General features: G+C 45.8%; 20 protein-coding genes and 1 riboswitch. Of the genes, 11 read left to right on the plus strand and 9 right to left on the minus strand.

Annotated elements, in window-relative coordinates; genetic code table 11:
- Positions 1 to 638: 638 nt before the first annotated feature.
- Positions 639 to 1,133 (minus strand): preQ(1) synthase, encoded by a 495-nt coding sequence (queF, locus tag K8O68_RS09285; protein ID WP_370640510.1) that lies wholly within the window; start codon positions 1,131 to 1,133, stop codon positions 639 to 641.
- Entirely contained in the window at positions 1,123 to 1,779 is a 657-nt protein-coding gene (locus K8O68_RS09290; RefSeq protein ID WP_218142002.1) for a queuosine precursor transporter, read from the minus strand. The genes queF and K8O68_RS09290 overlap by 11 nt, the downstream gene beginning before the upstream one ends.
- Positions 1,780 to 2,244: 465 nt before the next feature.
- Here K8O68_RS09290 and K8O68_RS09295 point away from each other — a divergent pair, with 465 nt between their 5' ends.
- The 3 genes from K8O68_RS09295 (at position 2,245) to K8O68_RS09305 (ending at position 6,681) form a co-directional block, all read left to right on the plus strand.
- Complete coding sequence (locus K8O68_RS09295; protein ID WP_230896620.1) at positions 2,245 to 4,599, plus strand: FdhF/YdeP family oxidoreductase; 2,355 nt, start codon at positions 2,245 to 2,247, stop codon at positions 4,597 to 4,599.
- Position 4,600: 1 nt separating this feature from the next.
- Positions 4,601 to 5,425: a formate dehydrogenase accessory sulfurtransferase FdhD gene (gene fdhD / locus K8O68_RS09300; protein WP_230896621.1), complete on the plus strand. Its 825-nt coding sequence runs from the start codon at positions 4,601 to 4,603 to the stop codon at positions 5,423 to 5,425.
- Positions 5,426 to 5,493: 68 nt separating this feature from the next.
- Positions 5,494 to 6,681, plus strand: coding sequence for a class I SAM-dependent rRNA methyltransferase (locus K8O68_RS09305; RefSeq protein WP_230896622.1), 1,188 nt, complete (start codon positions 5,494 to 5,496; stop codon positions 6,679 to 6,681).
- Positions 6,682 to 6,838: 157 nt separating this feature from the next.
- On the opposite strand, the gene K8O68_RS09310 is transcribed toward K8O68_RS09305, so the two are convergent.
- Entirely contained in the window at positions 6,839 to 8,524 is a 1,686-nt protein-coding gene (locus K8O68_RS09310; RefSeq protein ID WP_230896623.1) for a methyl-accepting chemotaxis protein, read from the minus strand.
- Positions 8,518 to 10,176, minus strand: a complete 1,659-nt coding sequence (locus K8O68_RS09315) for a pyridoxal phosphate-dependent decarboxylase family protein (RefSeq protein ID WP_230896624.1) — start codon at positions 10,174 to 10,176, stop codon at positions 8,518 to 8,520. Before K8O68_RS09315 ends, K8O68_RS09310 begins: the two co-directional genes overlap by 7 nt.
- Before the next feature lie 127 nt (positions 10,177 to 10,303).
- A riboswitch (cyclic di-GMP riboswitch) is annotated at positions 10,304 to 10,388 on the minus strand.
- A 324-nt stretch (positions 10,389 to 10,712) separates the two neighbouring features.
- Between K8O68_RS09315 and K8O68_RS09320 the strand changes: the two genes are divergently transcribed.
- Positions 10,713 to 12,362, plus strand: a complete 1,650-nt coding sequence (locus tag K8O68_RS09320; protein ID WP_230896625.1) for a glutamine--tRNA ligase/YqeY domain fusion protein — start codon at positions 10,713 to 10,715, stop codon at positions 12,360 to 12,362.
- Positions 12,363 to 12,526: 164 nt separating this feature from the next.
- On the opposite strand, the gene K8O68_RS09325 is transcribed toward K8O68_RS09320, so the two are convergent.
- From K8O68_RS09325 to K8O68_RS09340, 4 genes are all read right to left on the minus strand, one after another.
- Positions 12,527 to 13,186 (minus strand): type 1 glutamine amidotransferase domain-containing protein, encoded by a 660-nt coding sequence (locus K8O68_RS09325; RefSeq protein WP_230896626.1) that lies wholly within the window; start codon positions 13,184 to 13,186, stop codon positions 12,527 to 12,529.
- A gap of 87 nt (positions 13,187 to 13,273) precedes the next feature.
- The gene (locus tag K8O68_RS09330) at positions 13,274 to 13,969 is read right to left on the minus strand and encodes an aspartate/glutamate racemase family protein (RefSeq protein ID WP_230896627.1); all 696 of its coding nucleotides are present in this window, start codon (positions 13,967 to 13,969) and stop codon (positions 13,274 to 13,276) included.
- A 114-nt stretch (positions 13,970 to 14,083) separates the two neighbouring features.
- Positions 14,084 to 15,259 carry a M20 family metallopeptidase gene (locus K8O68_RS09335; protein ID WP_230896628.1) on the minus strand — a complete coding sequence of 392 codons (1,176 nt, stop codon included), beginning with the start codon at positions 15,257 to 15,259 and terminating at the stop codon, positions 14,084 to 14,086.
- A 71-nt stretch (positions 15,260 to 15,330) separates the two neighbouring features.
- On the minus strand, positions 15,331 to 16,854 hold the full coding sequence (locus K8O68_RS09340; RefSeq protein WP_230896629.1) for an FAD-dependent oxidoreductase: 1,524 nt from the start codon (positions 16,852 to 16,854) through the stop codon (positions 15,331 to 15,333).
- A 213-nt stretch (positions 16,855 to 17,067) separates the two neighbouring features.
- Here K8O68_RS09340 and K8O68_RS09345 point away from each other — a divergent pair, with 213 nt between their 5' ends.
- Together K8O68_RS09345 and K8O68_RS09350 are read left to right on the plus strand one after the other, a co-directional pair.
- Entirely contained in the window at positions 17,068 to 17,835 is a 768-nt protein-coding gene (locus K8O68_RS09345) for an SDR family NAD(P)-dependent oxidoreductase (RefSeq protein ID WP_230896630.1), read from the plus strand.
- Between the two features lie 27 nt (positions 17,836 to 17,862).
- A complete protein-coding gene (locus tag K8O68_RS09350) occupies positions 17,863 to 18,840 on the plus strand; it encodes a S66 family peptidase (protein ID WP_230896631.1) in 978 nt (325 codons plus the stop codon).
- Positions 18,841 to 19,115: 275 nt separating this feature from the next.
- Here the strand turns inward: K8O68_RS09350 and K8O68_RS09355 are convergent, their stop codons facing one another.
- On the minus strand, positions 19,116 to 19,475 hold the full coding sequence (locus K8O68_RS09355) for a DUF2512 family protein (RefSeq protein WP_230896632.1): 360 nt from the start codon (positions 19,473 to 19,475) through the stop codon (positions 19,116 to 19,118).
- A gap of 357 nt (positions 19,476 to 19,832) precedes the next feature.
- On the opposite strand from K8O68_RS09355, the gene coaA reads away from it, so the two are divergent.
- The 5 genes from coaA to K8O68_RS09380 all read left to right on the plus strand — a co-directional run bounded on the left by coaA (position 19,833) and on the right by K8O68_RS09380 (position 23,778).
- On the plus strand, positions 19,833 to 20,789 hold the full coding sequence (coaA, locus tag K8O68_RS09360; RefSeq protein WP_370640511.1) for a type I pantothenate kinase: 957 nt from the start codon (positions 19,833 to 19,835) through the stop codon (positions 20,787 to 20,789).
- Positions 20,790 to 20,904: 115 nt separating this feature from the next.
- A complete protein-coding gene (gene pxpB, locus K8O68_RS09365) occupies positions 20,905 to 21,639 on the plus strand; it encodes a 5-oxoprolinase subunit PxpB (protein WP_230896633.1) in 735 nt (244 codons plus the stop codon).
- A gap of 12 nt (positions 21,640 to 21,651) precedes the next feature.
- On the plus strand, positions 21,652 to 22,422 hold the full coding sequence (locus tag K8O68_RS09370) for a LamB/YcsF family protein (protein WP_230896634.1): 771 nt from the start codon (positions 21,652 to 21,654) through the stop codon (positions 22,420 to 22,422).
- Positions 22,419 to 23,381, plus strand: a complete 963-nt coding sequence (locus K8O68_RS09375) for a 5-oxoprolinase subunit C family protein (protein ID WP_230896635.1) — start codon at positions 22,419 to 22,421, stop codon at positions 23,379 to 23,381. The genes K8O68_RS09370 and K8O68_RS09375 overlap by 4 nt, the downstream gene beginning before the upstream one ends.
- A 16-nt stretch (positions 23,382 to 23,397) precedes the next feature.
- Positions 23,398 to 23,778: a RidA family protein gene (locus K8O68_RS09380; RefSeq protein WP_230896636.1), complete on the plus strand. Its 381-nt coding sequence runs from the start codon at positions 23,398 to 23,400 to the stop codon at positions 23,776 to 23,778.
- Positions 23,779 to 23,988 lie beyond the last annotated feature (210 nt).

Below are 23,988 nucleotides of genomic sequence, written 5' to 3' on the forward strand. Positions count from 1 at the left end.
GCGTAAGGAAGAGCAGCGTCAGGGTGGGTGCTACGTGGGTGATACTCGAGTAACAGGTAAGTGGGTGCTGCAAACGGCCCAGGGAGGAAACGCGAGAAAAAAGGCGTAAGGAAGAGCAGCTTTGGGGTGGGTGATACGCGGGTGCTACACGAGTAACAGGTAGGTGGGTGCTACAAACGGCCCAGGGAGGAAACGCGAGAAAAAAGGCGTAAGGAAGAGCAGCGTCAGGGTGGGTGATACGCGGGTGCTACGCGAGTAACAGGTAAGTGGGTGCTACAAACGGCCCAGGGAGAAAACGCAAGGAACAAGGCGAAAGGAAGAGCAGCGTTGGGGTGTGTGATACGCGGGTGCTACGCGAGTAACAGGTAAGTGTGTGCTACACGATTGACTGACACGTGGGTGCTGCCTGGGTGATACTGCGCGCACTATCCCTCCCCAAACTAAAAAGTCCTCTCAACCTACGGAAGAGAGGACTAAAGTTACTTATACTTTTAAGCCGGGGCAAACGCAAGCCGGGTCCAGCGGCAGGTCAACCTGCCAGCGGCCTGCAAGTCCCGTGGTTCTGCTGGCAGTCGGCTTGCCCCGGCTCCCCGCTGTAATCTTTTCTGCTCCAGGCTATAAAACCTTAAAATAGTAAATTATCTGTGATTTATGTTTTCAGGGTATAAATCGTGCTGTAAAAGACGATTTTCAGCGAAGTTTTCCCATTTTGTGCCGGGCTTTCCGTAATTCACATACGGATCTATTGAGATGCCGCCCCGCGGGGTGAATTTGCCCCAAACTTCTATATATCGTGGGTCCATTAATTTGACAAGGTCATCCAGGATGGTGTTCATGCAGTCTTCATGGAAATCCCCATGGTTTCTGAAGCTGAATAAATACAGTTTCAGCGACTTGCTTTCGACCATTTTTTTGTCAGGAATATAGCTGATATAAATAGTAGCAAAATCCGGCTGGCCGGTTTTTGGGCACAGGCTTGTAAATTCAGGGCAGTTAAACTTGACGAAGTAATCCCTGTGAGTGTGTCTGTTTTCAAAGGCTTCCAGAATTGACGGGTCATAATCCATTTTATATTCAACATTAGTGTTTCCTAATAAGTGAACTTCTTCCTCACGGCTATGCTTATGAGACATAAGAGACTTCCTCCTTTTGAACGGCTTCATTATCGTCTTTTTTCAGCCATTTCACAGTTAAATAGATTAAAGGTGTATCGCCGATGGCGATGACAAGCTTGACAAAATACTGGGTGACAATCATTGTGAGTAAAGCACCAACAGGCATGGTTCCGGCAAAAGCAATGGTTATAAAGATAACCGAGTCGAGAAGCTGGCTGCTCAACGTACTTCCGTTGTTCCGCAGCCATAAATGCCGGCCGTTCGTGAGCTGTTTCAGTTTATGAAACAGATGGACGTCAAACAGCTGTGAAATAAAGTAGGCTATAAGAGAAGCAGCAACCATGCGCGGGACAGCGCCTAATATCATCTCAAATTCAGCCTGCATATCCCAGAAGCCCGCAGCCGGCAGATTGATGGCTCCAAAGAAAAATACGAGCATCAGTAAATTCGTAAATAACCCGATTAAAACAACTTTTTTTGCCGTACGCTTTCCATAGACTTCTGAAATGGAGTCAGTAATCAGGAACGTGAGCGGATAAGTCAGAATACCGGCCGTTATAACGATGCTGCCGAGAGCAAACAGCTTCACCGAAATGACGTTTGAGACAAACAGGGCTGTGAAAAATATTCCGGTAAGAAGGAGCAGTTTATCTTGCTTATTCAACGCAGACACCCCGGTTCCAATACGGGCGCGCCGCAAAATGTATTCTAAAGTTCAACCATAAATAGCCTGCAGTTTTGCGGGCTGCACGACTTAACAATCCTTTCATATCATCATCTCCTAGTTTTCTTTTTTATAGCGGAGGATGGTTGCGAACTCCGCTCAAACCTATACTTTAGCATAGTTTAGTGTAAAAAGTAAAAGTATTAATTTAAGAAATTTCCAGTTTAAGATGATATAATTAACATCATAGGTATGGTGGCAATATCGTTAATAATTAGCCATCTCTTTTTAACAAAACTGTTAAAGCAATTGGGGCTGAACCGTTAAAGAAGCCGGTTGAAAACGGCAGAGACTTCGTATGTAAATTGTGAGTGTCATACGGTACACCAGCACTCTTCTTTAACAGTGCCAATTAATAAAATAAATTGTAAGCGTTTTCTTAGATGCAGAGAAAGGGTGAGCGTGATGGGTAAGACAAAACACCAGGGACCGGTGAAACTTCCTAAGATGCCGGATCCGAAACACTGGGTGAGTATGGTTCCATTTGGACTGGGGAAAGTGAAGCCTAAACATATCCGGGATACGGCGAAAGTCGTCTGGGAGAATAAAGATAATTTGCCGTATGCCACACGTATTTTGACGCAGGGAGTGTGTGACGGCTGCGCGCTCGGCGTAGCTGGCCTGAAAGATCAGACACTTGCCGGTCCGCATATATGTACGACAAGGCTGAATGTCCTCAGATTAAATACGATGCCTGCCATCGATAAAAGTATACTGCATCAGGATATTTCTGAGCTCAGGAAAAGATCGAGTTCAGAATTGAGGCAGCTTGGCCGGATTCCGTACCCTCTTTCCAGAAAACCCGGGGAATCAAAATTTTCCCGTATTTCCTGGGATGAGGCGCTCGATAGAATTGCAGGGAAATTGAAGACTGTGGACCCTAAACAGCTGGCATTCTTTTTAACCGCGAGAGGTATTACCAATGAATCGTATTATGCCGCAGGAAAAGCTGCACGGTTCCTTGGTACGAACCATATAGACAATGCGTCGCGGATTTGCCATTCGCCGAGTAAAACGGCTTTGAAGCGTTCGCTGGGAATAGGGGCGTCAAGCTGCAACTATCAGGACTGGCTTGGCACGGATGTACTTGTATTCTGGGGATCTGTCGCCTCAAACAATCAGCCTGTTTCTACAAAGTATATGTATGCGGCAAAGCGGAAAGGCACAAAGATCATCGTCATAAACCCCTATTGGGAGCCTTCGATGGCTAACTACTGGATCCCGTCTGTTCCTGACAGCGCGCTGTTCGGCACGAAGCTTGCTGATGATGTATATCAGGTAAATATTGGCGGCGATATTGCGTTTATGAACGGCGTCATGAAACATTGGTTTGAAATGGAAAAGGAACATCCGGGATCAGCGATTAACAGGAATTTTATTAACGAGCACACTCACGGTTTTTCTGAATTGAAAAAGCACGTAGAAGCGCAAGACTGGCTGTCGCTTGAAACTTCCTCCGGCCTGACCAAAGGGAGAATGAGAGAGTTTGCAGAACTGCTTGCCGGTTCAGAAAGCGGAGTATTTGTGTGGTCGATGGGACTGACCCAGCACCGGTTTGGAACCGACAATATATCACAGGTAGCGAATCTTGCGATGCTTAAAGGCTTCATCGGCCGGGAAAAGTGCGGGGTTATGCCGATACGCGGACACTCCGGCGTCCAGGGATCAGGTGAAATGGGAGCCGATCCGTTTTCCCTTCCAGGGGGAGATTTTGACTCATCTAAAACGAGGAAGAGGATTGAAAAGACATGGGGCTTTAAAATTCCAGACTGGCAGGGTGATATTGTCGGAGTTTCACTGGAAAATGCCGTGCTGCCTGAAAATCATCCCAGAAAACTCCGGGCGTTCTACACATCAGGAGGCAACTTCCTTGAAACGATGCCCGACCCGGATTTTGTTAAAAAGTGTCTTGAAAGTGTTGATTTAAGGGTTCACCAGGATATTATCCTGAATACTTCCACTCTCGTAGACGCTAAAGAAGAAGTAATCGTTCTCCCGGCAATGACCCGCTATGAACAGCCTGGTGGAGGCACCTCCACCTCGACTGAACGAATGGTCTATTTTTCACCGGAGATTAAAGGACCGAGAATGGAAGAGGCGCGCCCGGAATGGGAGATTTACACAGAGGTGGCCAAAAGGGTGAAACCGGAGCAGGCCCATCTCATAGACTTTCCTGATGCCCAGGCTATAAGAAATGAAATTGCTGAAGCTCATCCAGTTTATGACGGGATACAGCACTTGAAGGGAAAAGGAGATGTATTCCAGTGGGGCGGGGCCTGGCTGTGCGAAGACGGGGAGTGCCCGACACCTGACGGGAAAGGAAACTTACTCCCTATCGAACTGCCGGAACTTCGTAAACCTGAAGGCCATTTTTATGTGACTACAAGGCGCGGAAAGCAGTTTAATTCGATGGTATATTCAGCGACGGATCCGAACAATTCTGCAGACCGCTACGATGTCCTCCTTCATAAAGAGGATGCGAATCAGCTTTCATTAAAAGAAGGAGAGGCTGTGGTGGTTTATAACCAGTTCGGCACCTTCCACGGAAGGGTCCGGTTTGCGAATACACGAAGAGGGAACATCCAGGTTTACTGGCCTGAAGGCAACGTCCTGATCCCTAAAGGCGTTTATGAGAAGTACGCCGGTATCCCGGAGTACAACACAGCTGTTGTTGTTGAAAAAGCAGAAACGTACCATGCCCATAAAGATACTAAATATGTCGAGAAGCGCATTGAGGAATTGGAAACGGAGATAGGATAATATGATACGCCGCGAAGAATTATCCAAATACAACAAAGAAGCACATAACATTATGAAAAAACGGCCGATTATTTCCTACGAGAAAAACCAGTTCTCCGAAAAGGAAGACGTAATCGCCGCAGAATCTCCGCTGACCATCCTAGTTAATGGGGAAGAATTTGCGACCCTTCTCTGTACACCTTCTTACGTAGAAGAACTGGCTGTCGGTTTTTTAGCCTCGGAAGGAATGATCCGAACGATGGACGATATTAAATCCTTGTCAGTTATTGAGGAAAAGGGGTTTGTGTACGTGCAGCTTCATCATACAAACCAGCTGAATGAGAAAGCTGTATCCAAAAGATATATTGGCTCCTGCTGCGGCAAAAGCAGGCAGTTCTATTTCCAGAATGATGTGAAGACAGCTAAGACGGTGGTCAGCCGTACGACCGTAACAGCTTCTCAATGTTTTAATCTGATGGAAACTATGCAGGCGGCTTCAACGGATTTTCAGCAGACAGGCGGGCTGCATAACGTGGCTCTCTGTTCCCCTGAAGAGCTGGTGCTCACCCGGTCAGATATCGGCCGCCATAACGGACTCGATAAGATATACGGGCATTGTTTAAAGCACCGTCTTTCGCTGAAAAATAAAATAATCGTTTTCAGCGGCAGGCTGTCATCCGAAGTCTTACTGAAAGTGTCTAAAATCGGTGTGGGAATCGTCTTATCAAAATCGGCCCCCACAACTCTCGCTATTGAACTGGCAGATGACCTGGGTATAACGACTGCCGGGTTTATCCGGAATGGCCGCTTTAATGTGTATACCCATCCTGAGAGGATTACCAGCTGAGCCGCTCTGCCATTCCATTTACGTTAAAAATTCTGTATGATAGACGTGAATGAATGGAGGCTCGAACGATGGAAACGACTGTAAAAATAAAAATGGGATTTTCAAATAAATATCAATCAGGCTATCCGTTACTGATGAAGGAAGCGATTGCTAACCCTCAGGTGCTGACCGAAGAAGGCCAGTGCCTGAATGTGGTGGATGAAAAGGGCACGTATATAGGCAAAGGGTATTACGGCCGCCAAAATAAAGGGGCCGGCTGGATTCTTACAAACAGTCAGAACGACACGATTGGCCAGCAGCTGTTCGACAGGAAAATCATTAAAGCTGCCGGGCAGCGCCGTTCCTTCTTTGAAGACCCGTACACTACTGCCTTCCGGCTTTTTAACGGTGAAGGAGACGGAATCGGCGGCTTGACGATCGATTATTTTGACGGCTTTTATCTGATCAACTGGTACAGCGAAGGCATTTACCGTTTTAAATCCGAAGTCGTTGATGCCTTACTGAAGCATACTGATTGCAGGGGAATCTATGAGAAAAAACGGTTCGCCACTGATGGCAAATACGTAGAAGACGATGATTTTGTTACCGGGGAACGGGGAGAATTTCCACTGATCGTTCAGGAGAACGGCGTCAATGTAGCGGTGTATCTGAATGAAGGAGCAATGGTCGGTGTGTTTATGGATCAGCGCGACGTCCGAAAAGCGATACATGACCGATACGCTGAAGGCCGGACGGTGCTTAATACTTTCTCTTACACGGGCGCTTTTTCTGTTTTTGCTTCTCTGGGAGGAGCTCAAAAAACAACGAGTGTGGACCTGGCTAACCGGAGTCTGCCTAAAACAATCGAACAGTTCAGCCTGAACGGCCTTGATTACGAAGCTCATGACATCATAGTGGAAGATGTGTTTAAATATTTTAAAAGGGCTGAAAGGAGAGGGGACCGGTTCGGAATGGTTATTCTGGATCCACCCAGCTTCGCCCGGTCGAAAAAGTTCACTTTCAGTGCTGCAAAAGACTATGTCAATCTTTTGCAGGAAGCCATTGCAATTACAGAAGAAAACGGGGTCATTGTGGCGTCTACAAACCACTCCGGAGTCAGTCCTAAGAAATTCAGGAGCTTCGTCGACAAAGCGTTCAAGGAAATGGGCGAGAAGTATAAAATAACAGACACGTTTTCGCTTCCGGAAGATTACCGGGTACACCCCGCTTATCCTGAAGGAAATTATTTAAAAGTGCTGTTTATAGAAAGAGTTTAATTTTTCCAAGGTGAACGAAGGCAAAGGCTCCCAGAGGCTTGTCGAAGAGCCATAGATGAAAGTAAACCGGCAGACCAGCTGAGTTATTATATGATTAAAAGGAATGACCCACACGGGGGCCATCCCTTTATTTTTGTCTCCCAGCCGGCGGCAGCTTCTACATTTCAAATCGCTGAATGGATTTCTGGAGGTGCTCAGCCATTTTTGACAAGGAGTCAGAAGCACTGGCAATTTCCTGCATTATGGCTGTCTGTTCTTCACTTGTAGCTGAGACGCTCTGAATATTTCCGGACACATTGTTGGCTAATCCGGCCAATTCGGCAATGGTCTCAACATTCTCAGAGAGGGCCGCGTCCATACGCTTAATTGCTTCCTGAATGCCGTGAACTTTCACCGATGATTCTTCAGCCGACTGCTCAATCAGAGCAAATGAGTGGCTGGCTTCATTAACGGCTGATGATCCTTCCTTAACAGCTTGATAACCTTTCGTCATAACTTCCACTGAAGTGACCGCCTGCTCCTGGACTTGTTCAATTTTCTGTTTAATCTGGTTGGCTGCATCGCCCGATTCTTCGGCAAGTTTTCTGACTTCATCAGCGACAACGGCGAAGCCTTTCCCATTTTCTCCTGCCCGTGCCGCTTCAATGGATGCATTAAGAGCAAGCAGGTTTGTCTGGTCGGCAATACTCGTAATAATGGTAACAATTTCCCCAATCGCCCGTGAATCTTCCTGAAGCTTCGTAACGACATCTGCGGACTGGCTCACATGATCATTTATCTGTGTCATCTGGCTAAGCGCTTTTTCAATGGATGACACGCCTTCTTTCGCTGCCCTGGAAGTTTTTTCACTAATATCCGCTGTGGAAACCGCTTCTGAAGTGACCGCGTTCATTTCTTCCGATAATGCCTGAGACGTTTCATTTAATGCTTCCATCCGGCTTTGCTGGTCATTGGATGAAGAAGCAATCATCTGAATAGTTTCGGTCACCTGATTGACAGAGACACTCGTTTCTTCCGAGCTGGCTGACAGTTCTTCGGAGGTGGAAGCGACCTGGGTGGCCTGGTCGTCGACCTGCTGAATCATCCCGCGAAGGTCAGTTACCATCTGATTAAAGTGGTGGGCGAGCTGGCCGAGTTCGTCTTTAGATTCTGTTTTAATATCTTCCACGCTTAAATCGCCTTTAGCCACTCTTTCAGCATGAACCGTAAGAGCTGATACCGGCTTACTGATTTTTCGTGTGATAAATAACGAAATGATCATTGATGCGGCAATCATACCTGCACCGAGCAGCAAAGATATAATCAGAATAATGGTATAAGCCTGGTTTATGAAAGAGGCGTCTTCATCGATCCCGTAAATCGCATCTGTTCCGCTGACTGGCGTAAAAAAGGATTTAAATGTACCGAACTCGTCTTCATAAATCTCACTCATGGAAGGTGTACCTTCCATTGCTGCATGCATTTCGGGTGAAAACGGGTAACTTTCCATCGTTTCCTCGTAATCACTTAAAGAGATAATATATTCGTCAGAGCCGTCCTGCCCCAGGATATAGGCGTTCTCCACCCCTGCATAGTCTTTATAGGCGTTCAACTGGGCCTGCAGCTCTGTTAACGCTGCTGAATCACCGCTGTGCGCGGCCGAAATCAAATCACTGTCAACGTCGTCAGTAAACATGTCCATATGGGCTGACAGTGTTTCTTCAAAACTTGGAATGACATATTCATCAATCAAATAACCGGAAAAAAAGTAAATGATCCCACTGAATAGCAGGGCAAAAGTCAGCATGGGCAGCATAATACCCAGCAGAATTTTTTTAAACAATGATGGTGTGCGTTTTAACATGGGACGGTCACCTCGGTTTTATTATTAGTGGTTGCTTCTGCAGCCTGAGCGATAAAATCAATAATTGCAGGAATATGTTCTGTTTTAGTGTAAGGCGAAATGGTAAACAGTTTGGTCACATAAACAGGCATCAGATCAACGCTGTCCCTGCACGGAACTAAATCGAATTTTTTAGTGTCCCCGAGGAAGATGTGCGACCGGTGCCTTCCGAAATACTCAAACAGCGCTTCATTCCGCAGGTTAGTCGCCGTAATTTCGTCTTTTGTCATACACCCGGCCAGTTCCTTTTCCCAGTTGTGCTCCGGACTGTACAGGCGAAAAGCGGTGACAGGGCCGGGGTTATTGGGATTAGTGACAGATATGGCCGGGAAGGAGTCTGTTAAAGCCTTTCTAAATCTTAAATTAACTGTCACATAGTTAGCGAGAAGCACCTGGTAGCCTTCTTTTCCGAATAATTCCAGGGCGGCTAAAATGGAGATGGAACTCGCCATTCGTGAGCATTCAAGCGTGTAACTCGTATGGTAGTCCCCGTATCCCCGGTCGCCTACGTAAGGAGATTCTGCCGCATCTAAATCTATCAGAGACAGATCCTGTTTATTTTTGACGAGAAACAGACTGGTCACATAGGGGGTCTGTCCGAGCTTTTGAAAATCAAAGCACAGGCTGTCGGCTAAATGCAGATGCTTCATCCGGGATGCTATCTGAAGGAGGCCGTCCGCAGTATCTTCATCAAAATTCAGCGGGTTTTCTGAGAAATCATAGTCGTTAAAGAAAGCGTAAAAGCCGCCAAGGGCTGAGTCCGCATGAATATGCGGGGAGGGAAGAGAGAAGTGTTGCGAGACCCTGTTTGCAGCTGATTTAATTGTTTCGATATTGTCTATGCCAAAATTATCAGTCGTCCCTGTAGTAGCGACGATATAAACGGGGATACCGCCATTAGCAATGACTTCTTCCATCTTTGTTTCCAGATCCGCTTCGTCCATAGAATGATCTTGTTTCGTCTTTATTTTAATGACCCGTTTCCTGCCTATGCCTGTCGCTTCAGCGGACTTTAACAGGCTGTAATGAGCCTGCTCTGAAGAAAAAACGTAAAGGTTGCCTGGCACGCCTTCTTCGAGTGCTTCGGGCGAATGTTTTGCGATGGCGAGTCTAAGCCCTGTAAACACCGCCCCCTGGCCTCCCCATGTCGTATATCCCCAGCTCGAGAGAGGATCATAACCGGCAATACGGGACATCATTGCTATCACTTTTGTTTCAGCTTCCGCCCCTGCAGGTCCGTAAACGTCCCACAAATTGTTTCCGTTGAGAAGAGAAGCGGTGAATTGTCCGATAATGCCGGGAATGCTCGCCATGGGCAGTACATTAGTAAGAAAATAACGGGAATGATAAGGATGGCCTTCCATAAGTTTTGTTAAACTGCCTATGAGGTCATTGACGCTGCCGGGTTTTTGAGGAACGGCAGACGTCCCGGTCAGGTTCCTGTAAAAGTTACCGGGCCTGGAATTGTCTCCTTTTAGGGTCGCCTGATCGGGGGACTTTAAGCTGTCCATATTTTCTACAAGAGCGGCAAGCATCTGAACGAACGCCTCCCGGTCCCCGGCGTTTCCATCTTCACTCGGAAAAAGCTTTTGTACATCTTCTATCGTTTTCATATGAATCTCCCTGCTTTCTTAATTTGAGGCTCTGGTATGCCAGTCCTCTGAAAAATAAAAGCATTTCTGCCGGTAAAACTGGAAATGCTGTAAAAACAACTAGGAAAAGCTGAGTGACTTGTTTGTTTTTGGCAGCTAGCAATCTTAGCTTTATAAGTAGTAGACCTGAAGCTTTGGGTCCCTGCTTTTCAGCCGGTTTGCCAATATGTTACACACTGAACATAATAAAATTTACCATGTAGTTCAAAAGTAATCAATATTTTTTAGTATTAAAATATTACATCTCTAATATAAGTACAAAAGTCACGGTTTTAATGCAGGATTTAGTTGTTTGTTGGGTTGTTGGTATTATTTGAGGAGGGGGGAGAATGATCAGGTGACTAAATTATCTGGCTAACCCGTTTCTTTAAGTGGAATCCGGCCGGAAATAAATTATCAATTATATTCTTAAAACTGGCGGCATGGATAGATATCCGTACCTATTTATGATATAACGAATATTAGTAGAAATTTGCAGGTAGAAAGGTGACTTATATATGAGTGAAAACCCGAACAATTCATCTAATTTTATTAAACATATTGTTAAGGAAGATTTAGCGGAAGGGACGTACGACCATATAGTGACCCGGTTCCCGCCGGAGCCTAACGGCTATCTGCATATCGGCCACGCTAAATCAATTGTTTTGAACTTTGAACTGGCTGATGAGTTTAACGGTGAAACTAATCTTCGTTTTGATGACACTAACCCTTTGAAAGAAGACCAGGAGTATGTCGACGCGATTAAAGAAGATATTGAGTGGCTCGGTTATGAATGGGAAGGACTCCGTTATGCATCCAACTACTTTGATGAGATGTATAACCAGGCCGTTATTTTAATTAAAAAAGGACTGGCTTATGTCGAAGACCTTTCTCAGGAAGAAATCCGCGAGTACAGGGGCACACTGACAGAGCCTGGTAAAGAAAGCAAATCAAGAAGCCGAAGTGCAGAAGACAACCTTGAGCTTTTTGAAAAAATGAGAAACGGTGAATTTGCCAACGGGGAAAAAGTCCTCCGGGCGAAAATTGATATGGCCTCTCCGAATATTAATTTAAGAGATCCTGTCATCTACCGTATTTCCCACACCCCTCATCACAACACAGGAGACAAATGGTGTATTTACCCTATGTATTCCTTTGCACATCCGCTGGAAGATGCGATTGAAGGGGTGACCCATTCGATTTGTACACTTGAGTTTGAGGACCAGCGTCCGCTTTATGAATGGGTAGTAGAAAATTGTGAGATCGATGCTGAACCAAAACAAATTGAATTCGCCCGCTTAAATTTAACGAACACAGTCATGAGTAAGCGGAAGCTGAAGCAACTTGTAGATGAGAATTATGTAGACGGGTGGGATGACCCGAGAATGCCGACGATTTCGGGTCTGCGCCGCCGCGGATTTACTCCGGAATCAATTAAAACATTCTGCCGGGAGATCGGTGTCTCTAAAGCTGATAATTTAGTCGATGTCCGGATGCTTGAACACTTTGTCCGGGAAGATTTAAAGCTGACCTCACCCCGCACTATGTCCGTACTCCGGCCGCTCAAAGTAGTCATTACCAACTATCCGGAAGGGGAAGTGGAATGGCTCGATGCGGATATCAATCCTGAAAATCCGGAAATGGGCACTCGGAAAATTCCTTTTTCCCGTGAAATCTATATTGAACAGAGCGATTTTATGGAGAACCCTCCTAAGAAATATTTCCGGCTGTTCCCGGGCAACGAAGTGCGCCTTAAGCATGCTTATTTTATTAAGTGTAACGAAGTGATAAAGGACGACGAAGGGAACGTAGTGGAGCTTCACTGCACATATGATCCTGAAACGAAGAGCGGCACAGGTTTTACTGGCCGTAAAGTTAAAGGGACCCTTCACTGGGTAGAAGCAACACATGCGAAAGAAGCTGAATTCCGGCTTTATAACTCTCTGATCGACGATGAAAAGAGCGGAGACGATTTCCTGGATTTCGTGAATCCTGATTCGCTGGAAGTGGCTCACGGGTACGTTGAGCCGAACATGGAAGAAGCAAAAGCGCATGACAAATACCAATTTTTCCGCCACGGCTATTTTAATGTGGACCCTAAAGAAACAACTGCCGATAAACTAGTATTCAACCGCATTGTTGAATTGAAAAGCTCCTTCAAGCTATAAGAGAAACAGCCGAACCCCGGCGGCACGTCAACAAGACGTCCCGCCGGGGTTTTTAATGCGGCGGATTTGGAAATAGCTGGGGGGTCTGACCCCCAGCTATTTCCATGGTTGTGAACAAAAAAACCGGCCCTCTTTACCGGGCCGGTCTGTGATGTTAAGCCATCCTATTCTTTTAAAGCTTCAACGACTTTATCTGCAGTACTTTGGCTGGACATCGGATTTTGACCGGTAATTAAATGGCCGTCCCGAATTGAATAATCGGTCCATTTTTCACCGCGCACAAACTCACCGCCGATTTTTTTCAGTTCAGTCTCAAGCAAGAAAGGTACGGCGCCGTCAAGCTGCATTTCACGTTCTTCCTCATCTGTAAAGGCGGTTAGTTTCTTGCCTTTCACAAGCGGCGTTCCGTTCTTATAAGTCACCTCAAGAAAGGCACTTGGACCGTGACAGACCGAAGCAATAATTGACCCGTCTTCTGCATGTTCCTGTAAAGCACGCTTTAACATTTGGTTATCAGGGAAGTCAAAAACTGTCCCATGCCCTCCAGGGATGAATACGGCATCGAAACCGGAAATATGGTCTTCAGACAGCTGCTTCGTATTGCTCAAGAGCGCCTGGGCTTCCTGCCATTCCAATTTTTCTTCTTCAGGAAGACTGTTCGGATCGAGCGGCACCTGGCCGCCTCTAATGCTTGTTACCGTCACGTCAAACCCGTTTTTTATAAATGTCGCATATGGGGCAGCATATTCTTCAAGCCATAACCCGGTCGCCTGATCATTTATCGTTGAATGACTTGTTAAAACCATTAAAACTTTTTTACTCATTATTAATTCCTCCTTCAAAAGGATTCATTTCAATCACAGTGAAGGTATTCCCGAAAGTGGGGAGAAGTTAAACGTGTCGAGGCTATTTTAAATGTTATTCAGCAGAAAGTCTGCAGCCAATTTTGAATGAAGCTGTGTCGTATCAAACACGGGTATGTCCAGATCTTCCGGTTTAATCAGCATAGGGAGTTCGGTACAGCCCAGAATAATCCCTGCTGCTCCTGCTGTATTTACACCTTTGATGATAGATAAAATCCGCTCTTTCGACTCTTCTTTAATAATTCCGCGGCATAATTCGTCAAAAATGACTGAGTGAATGATATTCCGTTCTTCAGCAATTGGGGTTACCACTGTTAGCCCGCTATGTTCCAGCCTTTTTTTGTAAAAATTCTGTTCCATTGTAAACGCCGTGCCAAGTAAAACTGCCGTAGATATACCCTGTTCTTTCATACTGGCAGCCGCCGCATCTCCAATGTGCAGCAGAGGAACTGAAAGGTGCTGTTCCATGTCGTCAGCTGCTTTGTGCATAGTGTTTGAACATATAACGATAGCATCGGCACCGGCTGTTTCCAGCTTTACGGCGGCATCAATCATCGCCTCTGCCGCCTGCTTCCATTTTCCTTCATGCTGAAGGACAGCAATCTCCTGAAAATCAAATGAGTACATTAAGCATTTAGCCGAGTGGAGCCCGCCAAGTCTTTTTTGGATAATGGTGTTTATAAGACGGTAATAGTCCGCCGTAGATTCCCAGCTTAATCCGCCGATCAATCCGAGCGTTTTCATAAAAACTGCCTCCCTGTTTTTTCAGGTTACTGAGCCAAAGAGTTAAAGAGTCTTTAACAGCCTTGCAAACTTCAAGAGGTGAGATGGCCTGCTTAATACGTGAGAACCGCCGCATCAATCATTTCCGAACGATCGCTTGAATTCCTCCGCTATTTTTTTGCGTACAGCTTCATTAGACAAGATTTCGTATCCTGTTAAAGCGAGAGCCTTAGCCCCTGTAATCATTCCTTTGAACCCTTCTGTACTTAAGGCTGCTTCTCTGAATTCATGCGTATGCGCACTTATAGGACCAGAAGAAATTTGAATATACGGATGGATCGCAGGGCACCGGTGGCTTACATTTCCCATATCGAGGGAGCCTGTCCCGCCTTCATGATCGTAGATTTCCTCTTTAGGAACCCCCAGTTCCATGAGCTGCTTTGTAAAAATATCAGAAAGAACATCGTTTGTTTTCATATCATCATAGGAGTATTCATAATTGGAAACTTCAAGGCGGGCGCCTGTGGAGAGAGCTGCACCCCTGGCACAGTTAATCACTTTTTCCGTCACAGGATCGCACGTGTTCCGTTCGTTTGCCCTCACATAAAACTGGGCAACCGCGTAGTCAGGCACAATGTTAGCGGCCTGTCCGCCTTCAGGGATAATGCCATGCATCCTAACATCAGCTGTCACATGCTCGCGCAGGGCATTCACACTGTTAAAGGTCTGGATAACGGCATCGAGTGCATTGATTCCCTGTTCAGGCGCTGCAGCCGCGTGGGCACTTTTTCCGTAAAAAGCAAACTGTACCGCATCCATAGCAAGGGATGTTCCGCTTTTAACAAAGCGTGCAGAAGGGTGAGCCATCACTGCTGCATCGAGGTGGTCAAAATAGCCTTCCTCAGCCATCGTAACTTTGGCGCCTTTCGTTTCTTCAGCAGGTGTTCCATACACATAAACTTTACCGCCGGTTTCTTGGGAAACGCCGGCAAGGCCAATAGCTGCGGCGATTCCTTGAGTGCCAATCAGGTTATGGCCGCACGCGTGCCCCAGATCAGGCAGCGCATCATACTCAGCCATAAAGCCAACGTGCGGTCCAGGTTTACCAGAGTCATATACCGCCTCGAATGCTGTCGGCTGACCGACAACCCCTGTCGTTACAGAAAATCCGTGCTCCTTTAACTTATCCGTTAAAACCTCGCAGGCTTTAAACTCTTCATTTCCCAATTCAGGATTATTCCCTATATACTGGCTAATATCATAAAACGTCTCCTTAAGTTCCTCAATAGTCTTTAAAATTTGCTCTTTCATTTTTTTCACCTCATTTACAGATTCATAGCTTAAAAGGTTTAGCTGGAAAAAAAAGGGGGGTCTGACCCCTTTTATTCAATTCGGTCGAGCGGTTTTTCCGCAGGGCCTTCTGCCACTGATCCGTCGTAGTTGAAACGTGAGCCATGACAAGGGCAGTCCCAGGTGCGGTCGCCGTTATTCCACTCTACTTCACAGCCCAGATGGGTGCAAGTCGAGTCAACGATAAACAGTTTTCCATTTTCATCTCTGTACGCACCTGACCGTCTGCCTTCTGCGAGAACGATAGCGCCTTCTCCAGCTTTTACTTCATCAATTTTTTTCTCCACTGGTTTGACCTTATCAACGAAGAAATGCTTAGCCACATCCAGGTTTTGCTTCAAAAATGTTTTAATGCTTGGGTCGGCTAAGAAACGGTTTGGATCGAATACGGTCATTTCTTCGGTCTCGCGGCCTGTCACATAGTCTCTTAACATAAGTGCGGCCAATGTCCCGCTCGTCATGCCCCATTTTTTAAACCCGGTCGCTACAAACGTGTTTGGCCAATGGGCAGTTAATAGACCGATATACGGTATTTTATCGATCGTGTAAAGATCCTGTGCGGACCAGCGGTAAGGAAATTCCTTCGCCCCGAAAACATCTTCGGCGAATGTTTCCAGATTAAGGTAATGATTCATCGTCGGTTCTCCCTGGCCGGTCTTGTGCCCGTCACCGGCAATAAGAAGATGATCCTCTCCGTTAATTTTAACTGACCGGACTGACCTTGAAGGATTATCAACGCTTAAATACATGCCATTGACTTTTTTACCTTTCATAGCGACGATATACGCCCGCTCCGCATACATTCTAGCGAAGAAATAGTTGTCAGCTTCATAAAAAGGGAAGTGGGTGCATGATAAAACATAACGGCAGGAGATATAAGGGCCTTCCCGTGTTTCCACAATCGGAGTATCTCCTTCCACAAGCCCGGTGACCACTGTGTCTTCATACACTTTTCCGCCCATTTTTTTAAAATCCTGCAATAAAAAGGCCAAATAATGTAAAGGATGAAACTGAGCCTGGTTATTCATTGCGAGAGCAGACTCAATCGGCACATTAAAAGGAAGGCTGTCGAGAACGTCATAAGGAATTCCCAGCTTATCGTAAGCTTCTCTTTCCTGCTGAAGCTGATGAGCGGATTTTTTTGATGAAGCATAAAGAACAGCATCTTGTTTTTCCCACTCACAAGGTATCTGATAATCTGTGACAATTTTTTCAATAAAGTTTTTCGCCTTTTCATGGCCTTCATAGTAAAGCCGGGCGTGGTTTTCATCGGTATGCTGAATTAGTTCATGGTAAAACAACCCGTGCTGGGAGGTCACTTTAGCTGTGGTGTGTCCGGTCGTCCCGTGCAGCACTTTATCTGCATCTACTAAAATGACATCCAGGCCTTCTTTGGCAAGAAGCCAGGCAGCTGTTATCCCTGTAATTCCGCCGCCGGCTACAACCACCTCAGTTTCAGTGCTTTCAGTCAGCGGGCGGGGCTTGTCAAATGAAGTGGAATCAATCCAGTAAGAATGGGGATCATCAGGCAAGCGAGAAGAGTAAACATCTTTCATTATATATCCCTGCTTTCATCGTATAATCAGTTAAGTGTTAGTGTTTGCGCCGGACGGTTAAACTATTCCTTTAACTCTGTCATAAAAAATAATACTGAAATAGGTTTTAAAAAGAAGGATTTAAGGTCCTTCGCACAAAATAATGTTAATTAGGTAAATAAATTGTCGATAAGCCGGACTGTAAAAAGGATATGAAAAAGGAGGGAATGGACAATGGATATTAAAGGATCAACGTTTGTGGTAGCAGGGGGCGCTTCAGGACTGGGTGAAGCCACGGTGAAAATGCTCGTCCATTATGGGGCGCTCGTATTAATTCTTGATCAAAATGAATTAAAAGGCAGGTCAGTCCAGGAAGATATAGGGTCCAGAGTCTGGTTTGAAAAAGCCGATATCACCTCAGAATACCAGGTGAGAAAAAGCCTCGAACGCGGGCTTGACCGTTACGGAGACATTCACGGCATGATTAATACAGCGGGGATTGGCCATTCAGAAAAGGTAATAAAAAAAGAGGGGCTCCACAGCCTTGATGTATTCTCTGAAGTGATGCAGGTCAACTTGATTGGAAGTTTTAACTTAACCAGGCTAGCTGCTGAAATTATGAAAGATAATGAACCAAATGAGGAAGGGGAGAAGGGAGTTATTATTAATACCGCCTCTATTGCAGCCTATGAAGGCCAGGCAGGCCAGGCAGCATACAGCGCCTCTAAAGGCGGTGTAGTCTCTATGACACTTCCTCTTGCAAGAGAGCTGGCGGATTACGGCATAAGGGTGATGAGTATTGCCCCAGGCCTGTTTTATACGCCAATGCTTAAGTCTCTGCCAAAAAAGGCACGCGAATACTTGGAAAGCCAGCCGCTTTTTCCTGACAGAGTCGGGGCGCCTGATGAATATGCCCTCCTCGTCAAGTCGATTCTTTCCAATTCAATGCTGAACGGCGAAACAATCCGTCTCGACGGAGCTGTCCGGCTTCCGCCAAAATAACTAAATGATCCCGCTGGAGGATTGCCTATGATTCCACCAAAGTTAAAGAGAGGCGATGAAGTGAGAGTTATTTCACCGTCTGTCAGTTTGTCCGTTGTCAGTGATGAGGTGGAACAAACGGCAGTCAGCCGCCTCAATGCACTTGGATTAAAAGTCACGATTTCAAAGAACGCCCGTGAAACAGATGATTTTTCTTCCTCTTCTGTCGCGTCCCGTATTGAAGATTTACACGAAGCCTTCCTTGACCCGGAAGTGAAAGGAATTTTCACAACACTCGGCGGGCATAACGCCAATCAGTTATTAACCGATATCGATTACGGTTTAGTTCAATCCAATCCAAAAATACTCTGCGGTTATTCGGATATTACCGCCTTGTCTGCTGCTATTTATAAAAAAACCGGTCTGGTCACTTATTCAGGGCCGCATTTTTCCACGTTTGGAATGAAGAAGGGAAATGATTATACAATTGATTATATGGTTAAATGCCTGTTTGAAGAAGGCGGATATTCAGTTATTCCTTCTGGCCATTGGAGTGATGACAAATGGTATATCGACCAGGCAGACCGGGATTTTATAACAAACAGAGGGCGTGAAGTTATACGGGAAGGAACTGCAGAAGGGACTCTGATCGGAGGCAACTTGTGCACATTGAATTTACTCCAGGGGACACCTTTCATGCCGAGTATCAGACAAGCAGTATTATTTCTTGAAGACGATGAAGCTTCCAGACCGGAAACATTCGACCGTGACCTCCAGTCTCTTCTCCACCAGACGGGCGGGGAAGAGATCAGAGGCCTGGTCATTGGTAAGTTCCAAAGAGCCTCACAGATGACCAGCCATTTGCTTAAACAGATTATTGAATCAAAAAAAGAACTGCGCGGGGTACCGGTCATAACTGAAGCAGATTTCGGCCATACCTCCCCGATGATTACCTTTCCTGTAGGAGGCAGGGCGCATATCATTGCTGAACATGGCCGGACAATGATTCGGATTTTAGAACACTAATTGTTGCTTCCTTATTAATGGAGGATGGAAGGAACGGTGCCTTATGGAAAGGCTCTGGCTGAGCGGCACTACATTATAAGGCCCACTCACTTGGCGTGCTGCCTTGTGAGTGGGCCTTATATCTAATTTATGAGCCGCTGGAGAGCTTCCGCATAGTGAGCGGGTGATATCCACAGTAAAAGGTCCGCTCACATCTTCGTGCTGTCTGTTGAGCGGGCCTTATCTGTTGTCATTGGATTTTCAGGACGCCCTATAAGTGTATTAAATGATGCTGTTTATTGAACGGCTGCCTCTGGCAGTCTGTGTTTAATAAGGTAAATGTGATAAAAATATTCAAACACGCCTACGGCAATACCAGTGATGGCAGAGCCAAGGACCAGTTCTGTGCTGTTCCCGGCCATCCATATACCTAAAAGCCATACGATCAGGAAAACCCCCGCCCCATCTGTCGCAGAGGCAATGGTGTTTTTTAACTTTGGCATAATATACAGGTCTCCCGCATATGACACGGTGAGCACTAAACTTAAAATGAGAATCTGTCCAACTGTAAGAACGTTCCATATTCCATTTAAAACAATCCATAAAACCGCTAACAGTGCGGCAAATTTAATTAAAACAGCCCATATATGATTCATTGTTTTCCTCCTTTACACATTTATTTTATTCTTTCAAAGAGGAAAGAGGATATGCATGCCTTTCTTTACAAACAGTGAAAGCTGGAACATACTCCCTTTTAAAAATCCCTTATTCCATTGATTTGCAGAATATAAACTTATATTTCTAAAAATTTGTATTATTTCTACAATCATACAGTAACTTTTTGTTTTTTTAGCCGAATATGCTGTAAAACGTGTTATAATCAAGAAAGCGATTTCAGCAGTGCTTTGCACAAGTAAAGACGAAGATATAAAAAACGTGTTAAAATAAGCGGCAGAATGATTTTAAATTTGCCGACTTGAAAGTAAGTCACACGGTTTGAACGAGGTGCACCGATGAAGATGGGAACTATGGAGAACTTAACGCCATTTATGACATTTAACAGGGATGAGTGGGCTGAACTTCGCCAGTCTTATCCAATGGAAGTGACTGCAGAAGAAATTGAGCGTTTAAAAGGTGTCAATGACGTCTTAAATATGCAGGAAATAGCTGATATTTATTTACCCTTAACGCGTCTGATTAATCTTCACGCCATTGCTTCCCAGGAGCTGTACAGGAGCCGGTACGTATTTTTACAAAAACAGGAACGGAAAGTTCCTTATATAATTGGGATTGCAGGAAGTGTAGCTGTGGGTAAGAGTACGATCGCCCGTGTCCTTCACACGCTTCTCTCGAGGTTTGACCACCATCCGAAGGTAGATCTGGTCACCACGGACGGTTTCTTATATCCGAATGCTGAACTTGAAAGACGGGGGATCATGAACAAAAAAGGGTTTCCTGAGAGCTATGATGTCCATGCTTTACTGACTTTTTTAACAGAACTGAAGTCAGGTAAATCAACAGTGGAAGCACCTGTTTACTCGCATCTGACGTATGATATCGTTCCTGAAGAAAAACAGGTGGTAAATCAGCCTGATATTGTTATTATTGAAGGAATTAATGTCTTGCAGCCGCCTAAAAAAACCAGTGAGGATTTCGGGGATCAGGTATACGTATCCGACTATTTTGATTTCTCTATTTTCGTTGATGCTGAAGAAGAGAATATCCTGCACTGGTATGTTGAACGGTTTAAGACTTTAAGGGAAACCGCCTTTAGAAATCCGGCGTCCTATTTCAGGAAATATGCGGATTTAAATGATCAGGAAGCTTATGAAACAGCTAAAGGAATCTGGGAGCGGATTAACCGGACGAATCTTCATGAAAATATTCTGCCGACCCGCCACCGTGCCGATCTGATCTTACGAAAAGGCGCTCACCATTTAGTAAGTGAAATTAAAATGAGAAAAGTATAAATGGACACCCGCCTTTACTCGGCGGGTGTTTTCTATTAAAAGTGGCCAATATTTTTTTACGGGCAGGGACGTTTGTTATAATGTAACCACACAATACAGGTGAGGAGGATTCCGTTTGTATCCTTTAATTTCCCCTCTCGGCGACCGGGCGGTACGGCTGACGTTTGGAAACCGTTTGACAGAAAAGGCGAACGACAGTGTGCAGGCAGCCTATTTCCGGCTCAATCATTCGGAATTGCCGTATATTTCTGAAATGGTTCCCGGGTATGTGACGCTGACAGTTTATTATGACCCTTTAAAAGTTCCGGCTTACAATAAAATGCTCCATCAACTCAAAAACGCAGCAAAAGCCGGACAGCCATTAGAAAATGATTTTTCTCAAAAAAGGCACCTCATCCTTCCCGTGTACTATGGGGGAAATAAAGGGCCTGACTTGGAGGAAGTCGCCCGCTGGAACAGCCTGGAAACAGAAGAAGTTATTAAAAGGCATACACGAGCCACTTACCGGGTATATATGATGGGGTTTGCCCCAGGTTTTCCTTATTTGGGGGAATTGGATGAGACCCTGGCTACTCCAAGGCGGAAAACGCCCCGGAAGAAAGTGCCTTCAGGCTCAGTAGGCATTGCCGGGCCGCAGACTGGGGTGTATTCTGTCGATTCTCCCGGCGGCTGGCAAATTATCGGGCATACCCCGGTAAGGCTTTTCGATGCAGGGAAAGAGGAACCTGTCCTAATAAAAGCAGGAGATCTCATTTCATTTAAATCTGTCAATGAACAGGAATATGAAGATATTTTTCATGAATGTGAAAAAGGAATTTACAGGCCATCTATCGAATCGAAAGAAGAATAAAGGAGGGAACTTATGGCTAAAATCACCGTCGATTTAAACAGCGACCTTGGCGAAAGTTTCGGCCTTTATAAAATTGGCCAGGATGAAGAAGTACTTGATTTCATCACTTCAGCCAATATAGCCTGCGGTTACCATGCAGGGGATCATAATGTCATGAACAGAACGGTCAAACTTGCTAAAGACAAGGGGGCTGCAATTGGTGCTCATCCGGGACTGCCGGACCTTGCCGGATTCGGGCGGCGGATCATGGAAGTGACGCCTGAGGATGTCTATAATATGGTCATCTATCAAGTCAGCAGTTTAAAAGGGTTCGCTGCTATTTACAATGAAAGAGTTAACCATGTAAAACCCCATGGTGCCCTTTTTAACATGGCTGCTAAAGATCCCATCACTGCTGAAGCCATTGCGGAGGCTGTCTATGATATTGACCAGTCACTTATTCTGTACGGGCTTGCTGGAAGTGAGCTGGTCAGGGCCGGAAGGAAACGGAATCTTCATGTGGCGGAAGAAGTGTTTGCCGACCGCACTTATCAGCCTGATGGTTCTTTAACTCCGAGGTCTGAGGCTGGTGCGGTGATACACGACCCGGAAAAAGCGGCAGACCGGGTGATCCGCATGGTTACTGAAGGGATGGTTACAGCGGCAGAGGGTACGGAGCTGCCGATTAAAGCAGATACGGTATGTGTCCATGGAGACGGATTACAGGCTCTTCGATTTGTTGACAAGCTTCGGAAGGTTTTAAACGACCATGGCGTATCTGTGAAAGCAGTGGCTCGCTCATGAGTCCGCTAATAAAAATAGAGGAACCGGGATTACATACAACCATCCAGGATACTGGACGTTATGGCATGCAGCAATACGGGGTCGTCCCTTCAGGCCCGATGGATCCATTTGCTTTCCGTATAGCAAACCTGCTTGCAGGTAACGCGCCTGACGAGGCTGCAATTGAAATCACGATGGTGGGGCCGAGTGTAAGGTTTCTGGAAAACTGTGTCATCGCTATTACCGGCGCAAATCTGTCGCCCACTGTAGACGGGAGAAAAGTGCCTGTTTGGGGAAGCCTCTATGTAAAGAAAGGTCAGGAGCTTCAATTCGGAAAACCGAAACACGGAGTGAGAGCTTACCTTGCCATAGCCGGAGGGATTCAGACACAAAAAGTACTCCATAGCCGGGCCACTTACACGAAAGCAGAACTGGGAGGCTTAAAAGGGCAGCCGCTTGAAACGGGAGACGAACTCCCTGGCAGGACTTTACCTGACACTGAGCTTTCAAAACGTAAAGGGAAACTGCTGTCGGAAAGCCTGCGTCCTTATTACCAGTCGCACCATATGGTGAGGATCATCCCTGACGAACAGGAGAGTTATTTTACTAAAGAGGCTCTTCAGACTTTTTATACTCATTCATTTAAAGTTACCCCGCAGTCTGACAGGATGGGGTACCGGCTCCAGGGGCAGCAAATCGCTCATAAGCAGGAAGCAGAGATTCTTTCAGAGGCTGTGGCGTTCGGCTCTATTCAGGTTCCTGCAGACGGAGCCCCCATCATTTTGATGGCTGACCGCCAGACGACAGGCGGGTATCCTAAAATAGGAACAATTATTACGCACGATTTATGGAAAGTGGCCCAGCTCATGCCCGGTCACACCCTGTCATTTCAGAGAAGTTCAGTGGAAGAAGGTCACCTCTGGCATGAGTATGAAACTAATCTTTTGAAAAAATTAAGTGTCAGCATTCAGCAAAAATAACGAAAGGATGATTTAAATGAGTAAGCAGCCAATTCAAACAAACGAAGCGCCATCAGCGATTGGACCGTATTCACAAGCTGTCCGCACAGGAGAGGTCGTCTACACTTCCGGCCAGATAGGACTGGATCCGGCAAATGGAGAAATGGCAGAGGGGCTTGAAAAGCAGGCCCACCAAGTAATGAAAAATGTAAAAGCGGTTTTGGCAGCAGCAGACTGTGAGATGAAAGATGTCGTGAAAGCAATGATCTTTATGCAAAATATGGATGACTTTGTCACGGTTAATGAGATCTATGCTTCTTATTTCGAGGAGCCTTACCCGGCAAGAAGCGCCGTAGAAGTCTCACGCATGCCTAAAGGCGCACTTGTAGAAGTGGAAGTGATTGCTAAAAAGAAGTAAAGCATCCAGCCCGGCATGGCGGTTTGGATACAGCAGCATAAGGCGCGGCCAATGTGAGCCGCGCCTTTTGGAAATAAATGGGGGGTCTGTCCCAGTAGCCTTGCACGAATGGAATATATTGTAATTTCGAGTTTACAAACACAAAAAAAGCTCCTATTGTAGAGGAGAGACCAATACTTGTTCCCAATCCTCTACAAAGGAGCAACACGT

The organism is Salipaludibacillus sp. CUR1 (assembly GCF_021028955.1).
GTDB lineage: Bacteria > Bacillota > Bacilli > Bacillales > Salisediminibacteriaceae > Salipaludibacillus.

Coding starts and splice junctions, on each gene's coding strand:
- queF (WP_370640510.1), bottom strand. CDS start 1,133: ATGTCTCATAAGCATAGCCGTGAGGAAGAAGTTCACTTATTAGGAAAC.
- K8O68_RS09295 (WP_230896620.1), top strand. CDS start 2,245: ATGGGTAAGACAAAACACCAGGGACCGGTGAAACTTCCTAAGATGCCG.
- fdhD (WP_230896621.1), top strand. CDS start 4,601: ATGATACGCCGCGAAGAATTATCCAAATACAACAAAGAAGCACATAAC.
- K8O68_RS09305 (WP_230896622.1), top strand. CDS start 5,494: ATGGAAACGACTGTAAAAATAAAAATGGGATTTTCAAATAAATATCAA.
- K8O68_RS09310 (WP_230896623.1), bottom strand. CDS start 8,524: ATGTTAAAACGCACACCATCATTGTTTAAAAAAATTCTGCTGGGTATT.
- K8O68_RS09315 (WP_230896624.1), bottom strand. CDS start 10,176: ATGAAAACGATAGAAGATGTACAAAAGCTTTTTCCGAGTGAAGATGGA.
- K8O68_RS09320 (WP_230896625.1), top strand. CDS start 10,713: ATGAGTGAAAACCCGAACAATTCATCTAATTTTATTAAACATATTGTT.
- K8O68_RS09325 (WP_230896626.1), bottom strand. CDS start 13,186: ATGAGTAAAAAAGTTTTAATGGTTTTAACAAGTCATTCAACGATAAAT.
- K8O68_RS09330 (WP_230896627.1), bottom strand. CDS start 13,969: ATGAAAACGCTCGGATTGATCGGCGGATTAAGCTGGGAATCTACGGCG.
- K8O68_RS09335 (WP_230896628.1), bottom strand. CDS start 15,259: ATGAAAGAGCAAATTTTAAAGACTATTGAGGAACTTAAGGAGACGTTT.
- K8O68_RS09340 (WP_230896629.1), bottom strand. CDS start 16,854: ATGAAAGATGTTTACTCTTCTCGCTTGCCTGATGATCCCCATTCTTAC.
- K8O68_RS09345 (WP_230896630.1), top strand. CDS start 17,068: ATGGATATTAAAGGATCAACGTTTGTGGTAGCAGGGGGCGCTTCAGGA.
- K8O68_RS09350 (WP_230896631.1), top strand. CDS start 17,863: ATGATTCCACCAAAGTTAAAGAGAGGCGATGAAGTGAGAGTTATTTCA.
- K8O68_RS09355 (WP_230896632.1), bottom strand. CDS start 19,475: ATGAATCATATATGGGCTGTTTTAATTAAATTTGCCGCACTGTTAGCG.
- coaA (WP_370640511.1), top strand. CDS start 19,833: ATGAAGATGGGAACTATGGAGAACTTAACGCCATTTATGACATTTAAC.
- K8O68_RS09370 (WP_230896634.1), top strand. CDS start 21,652: ATGGCTAAAATCACCGTCGATTTAAACAGCGACCTTGGCGAAAGTTTC.
- K8O68_RS09375 (WP_230896635.1), top strand. CDS start 22,419: ATGAGTCCGCTAATAAAAATAGAGGAACCGGGATTACATACAACCATC.
- K8O68_RS09380 (WP_230896636.1), top strand. CDS start 23,398: ATGAGTAAGCAGCCAATTCAAACAAACGAAGCGCCATCAGCGATTGGA.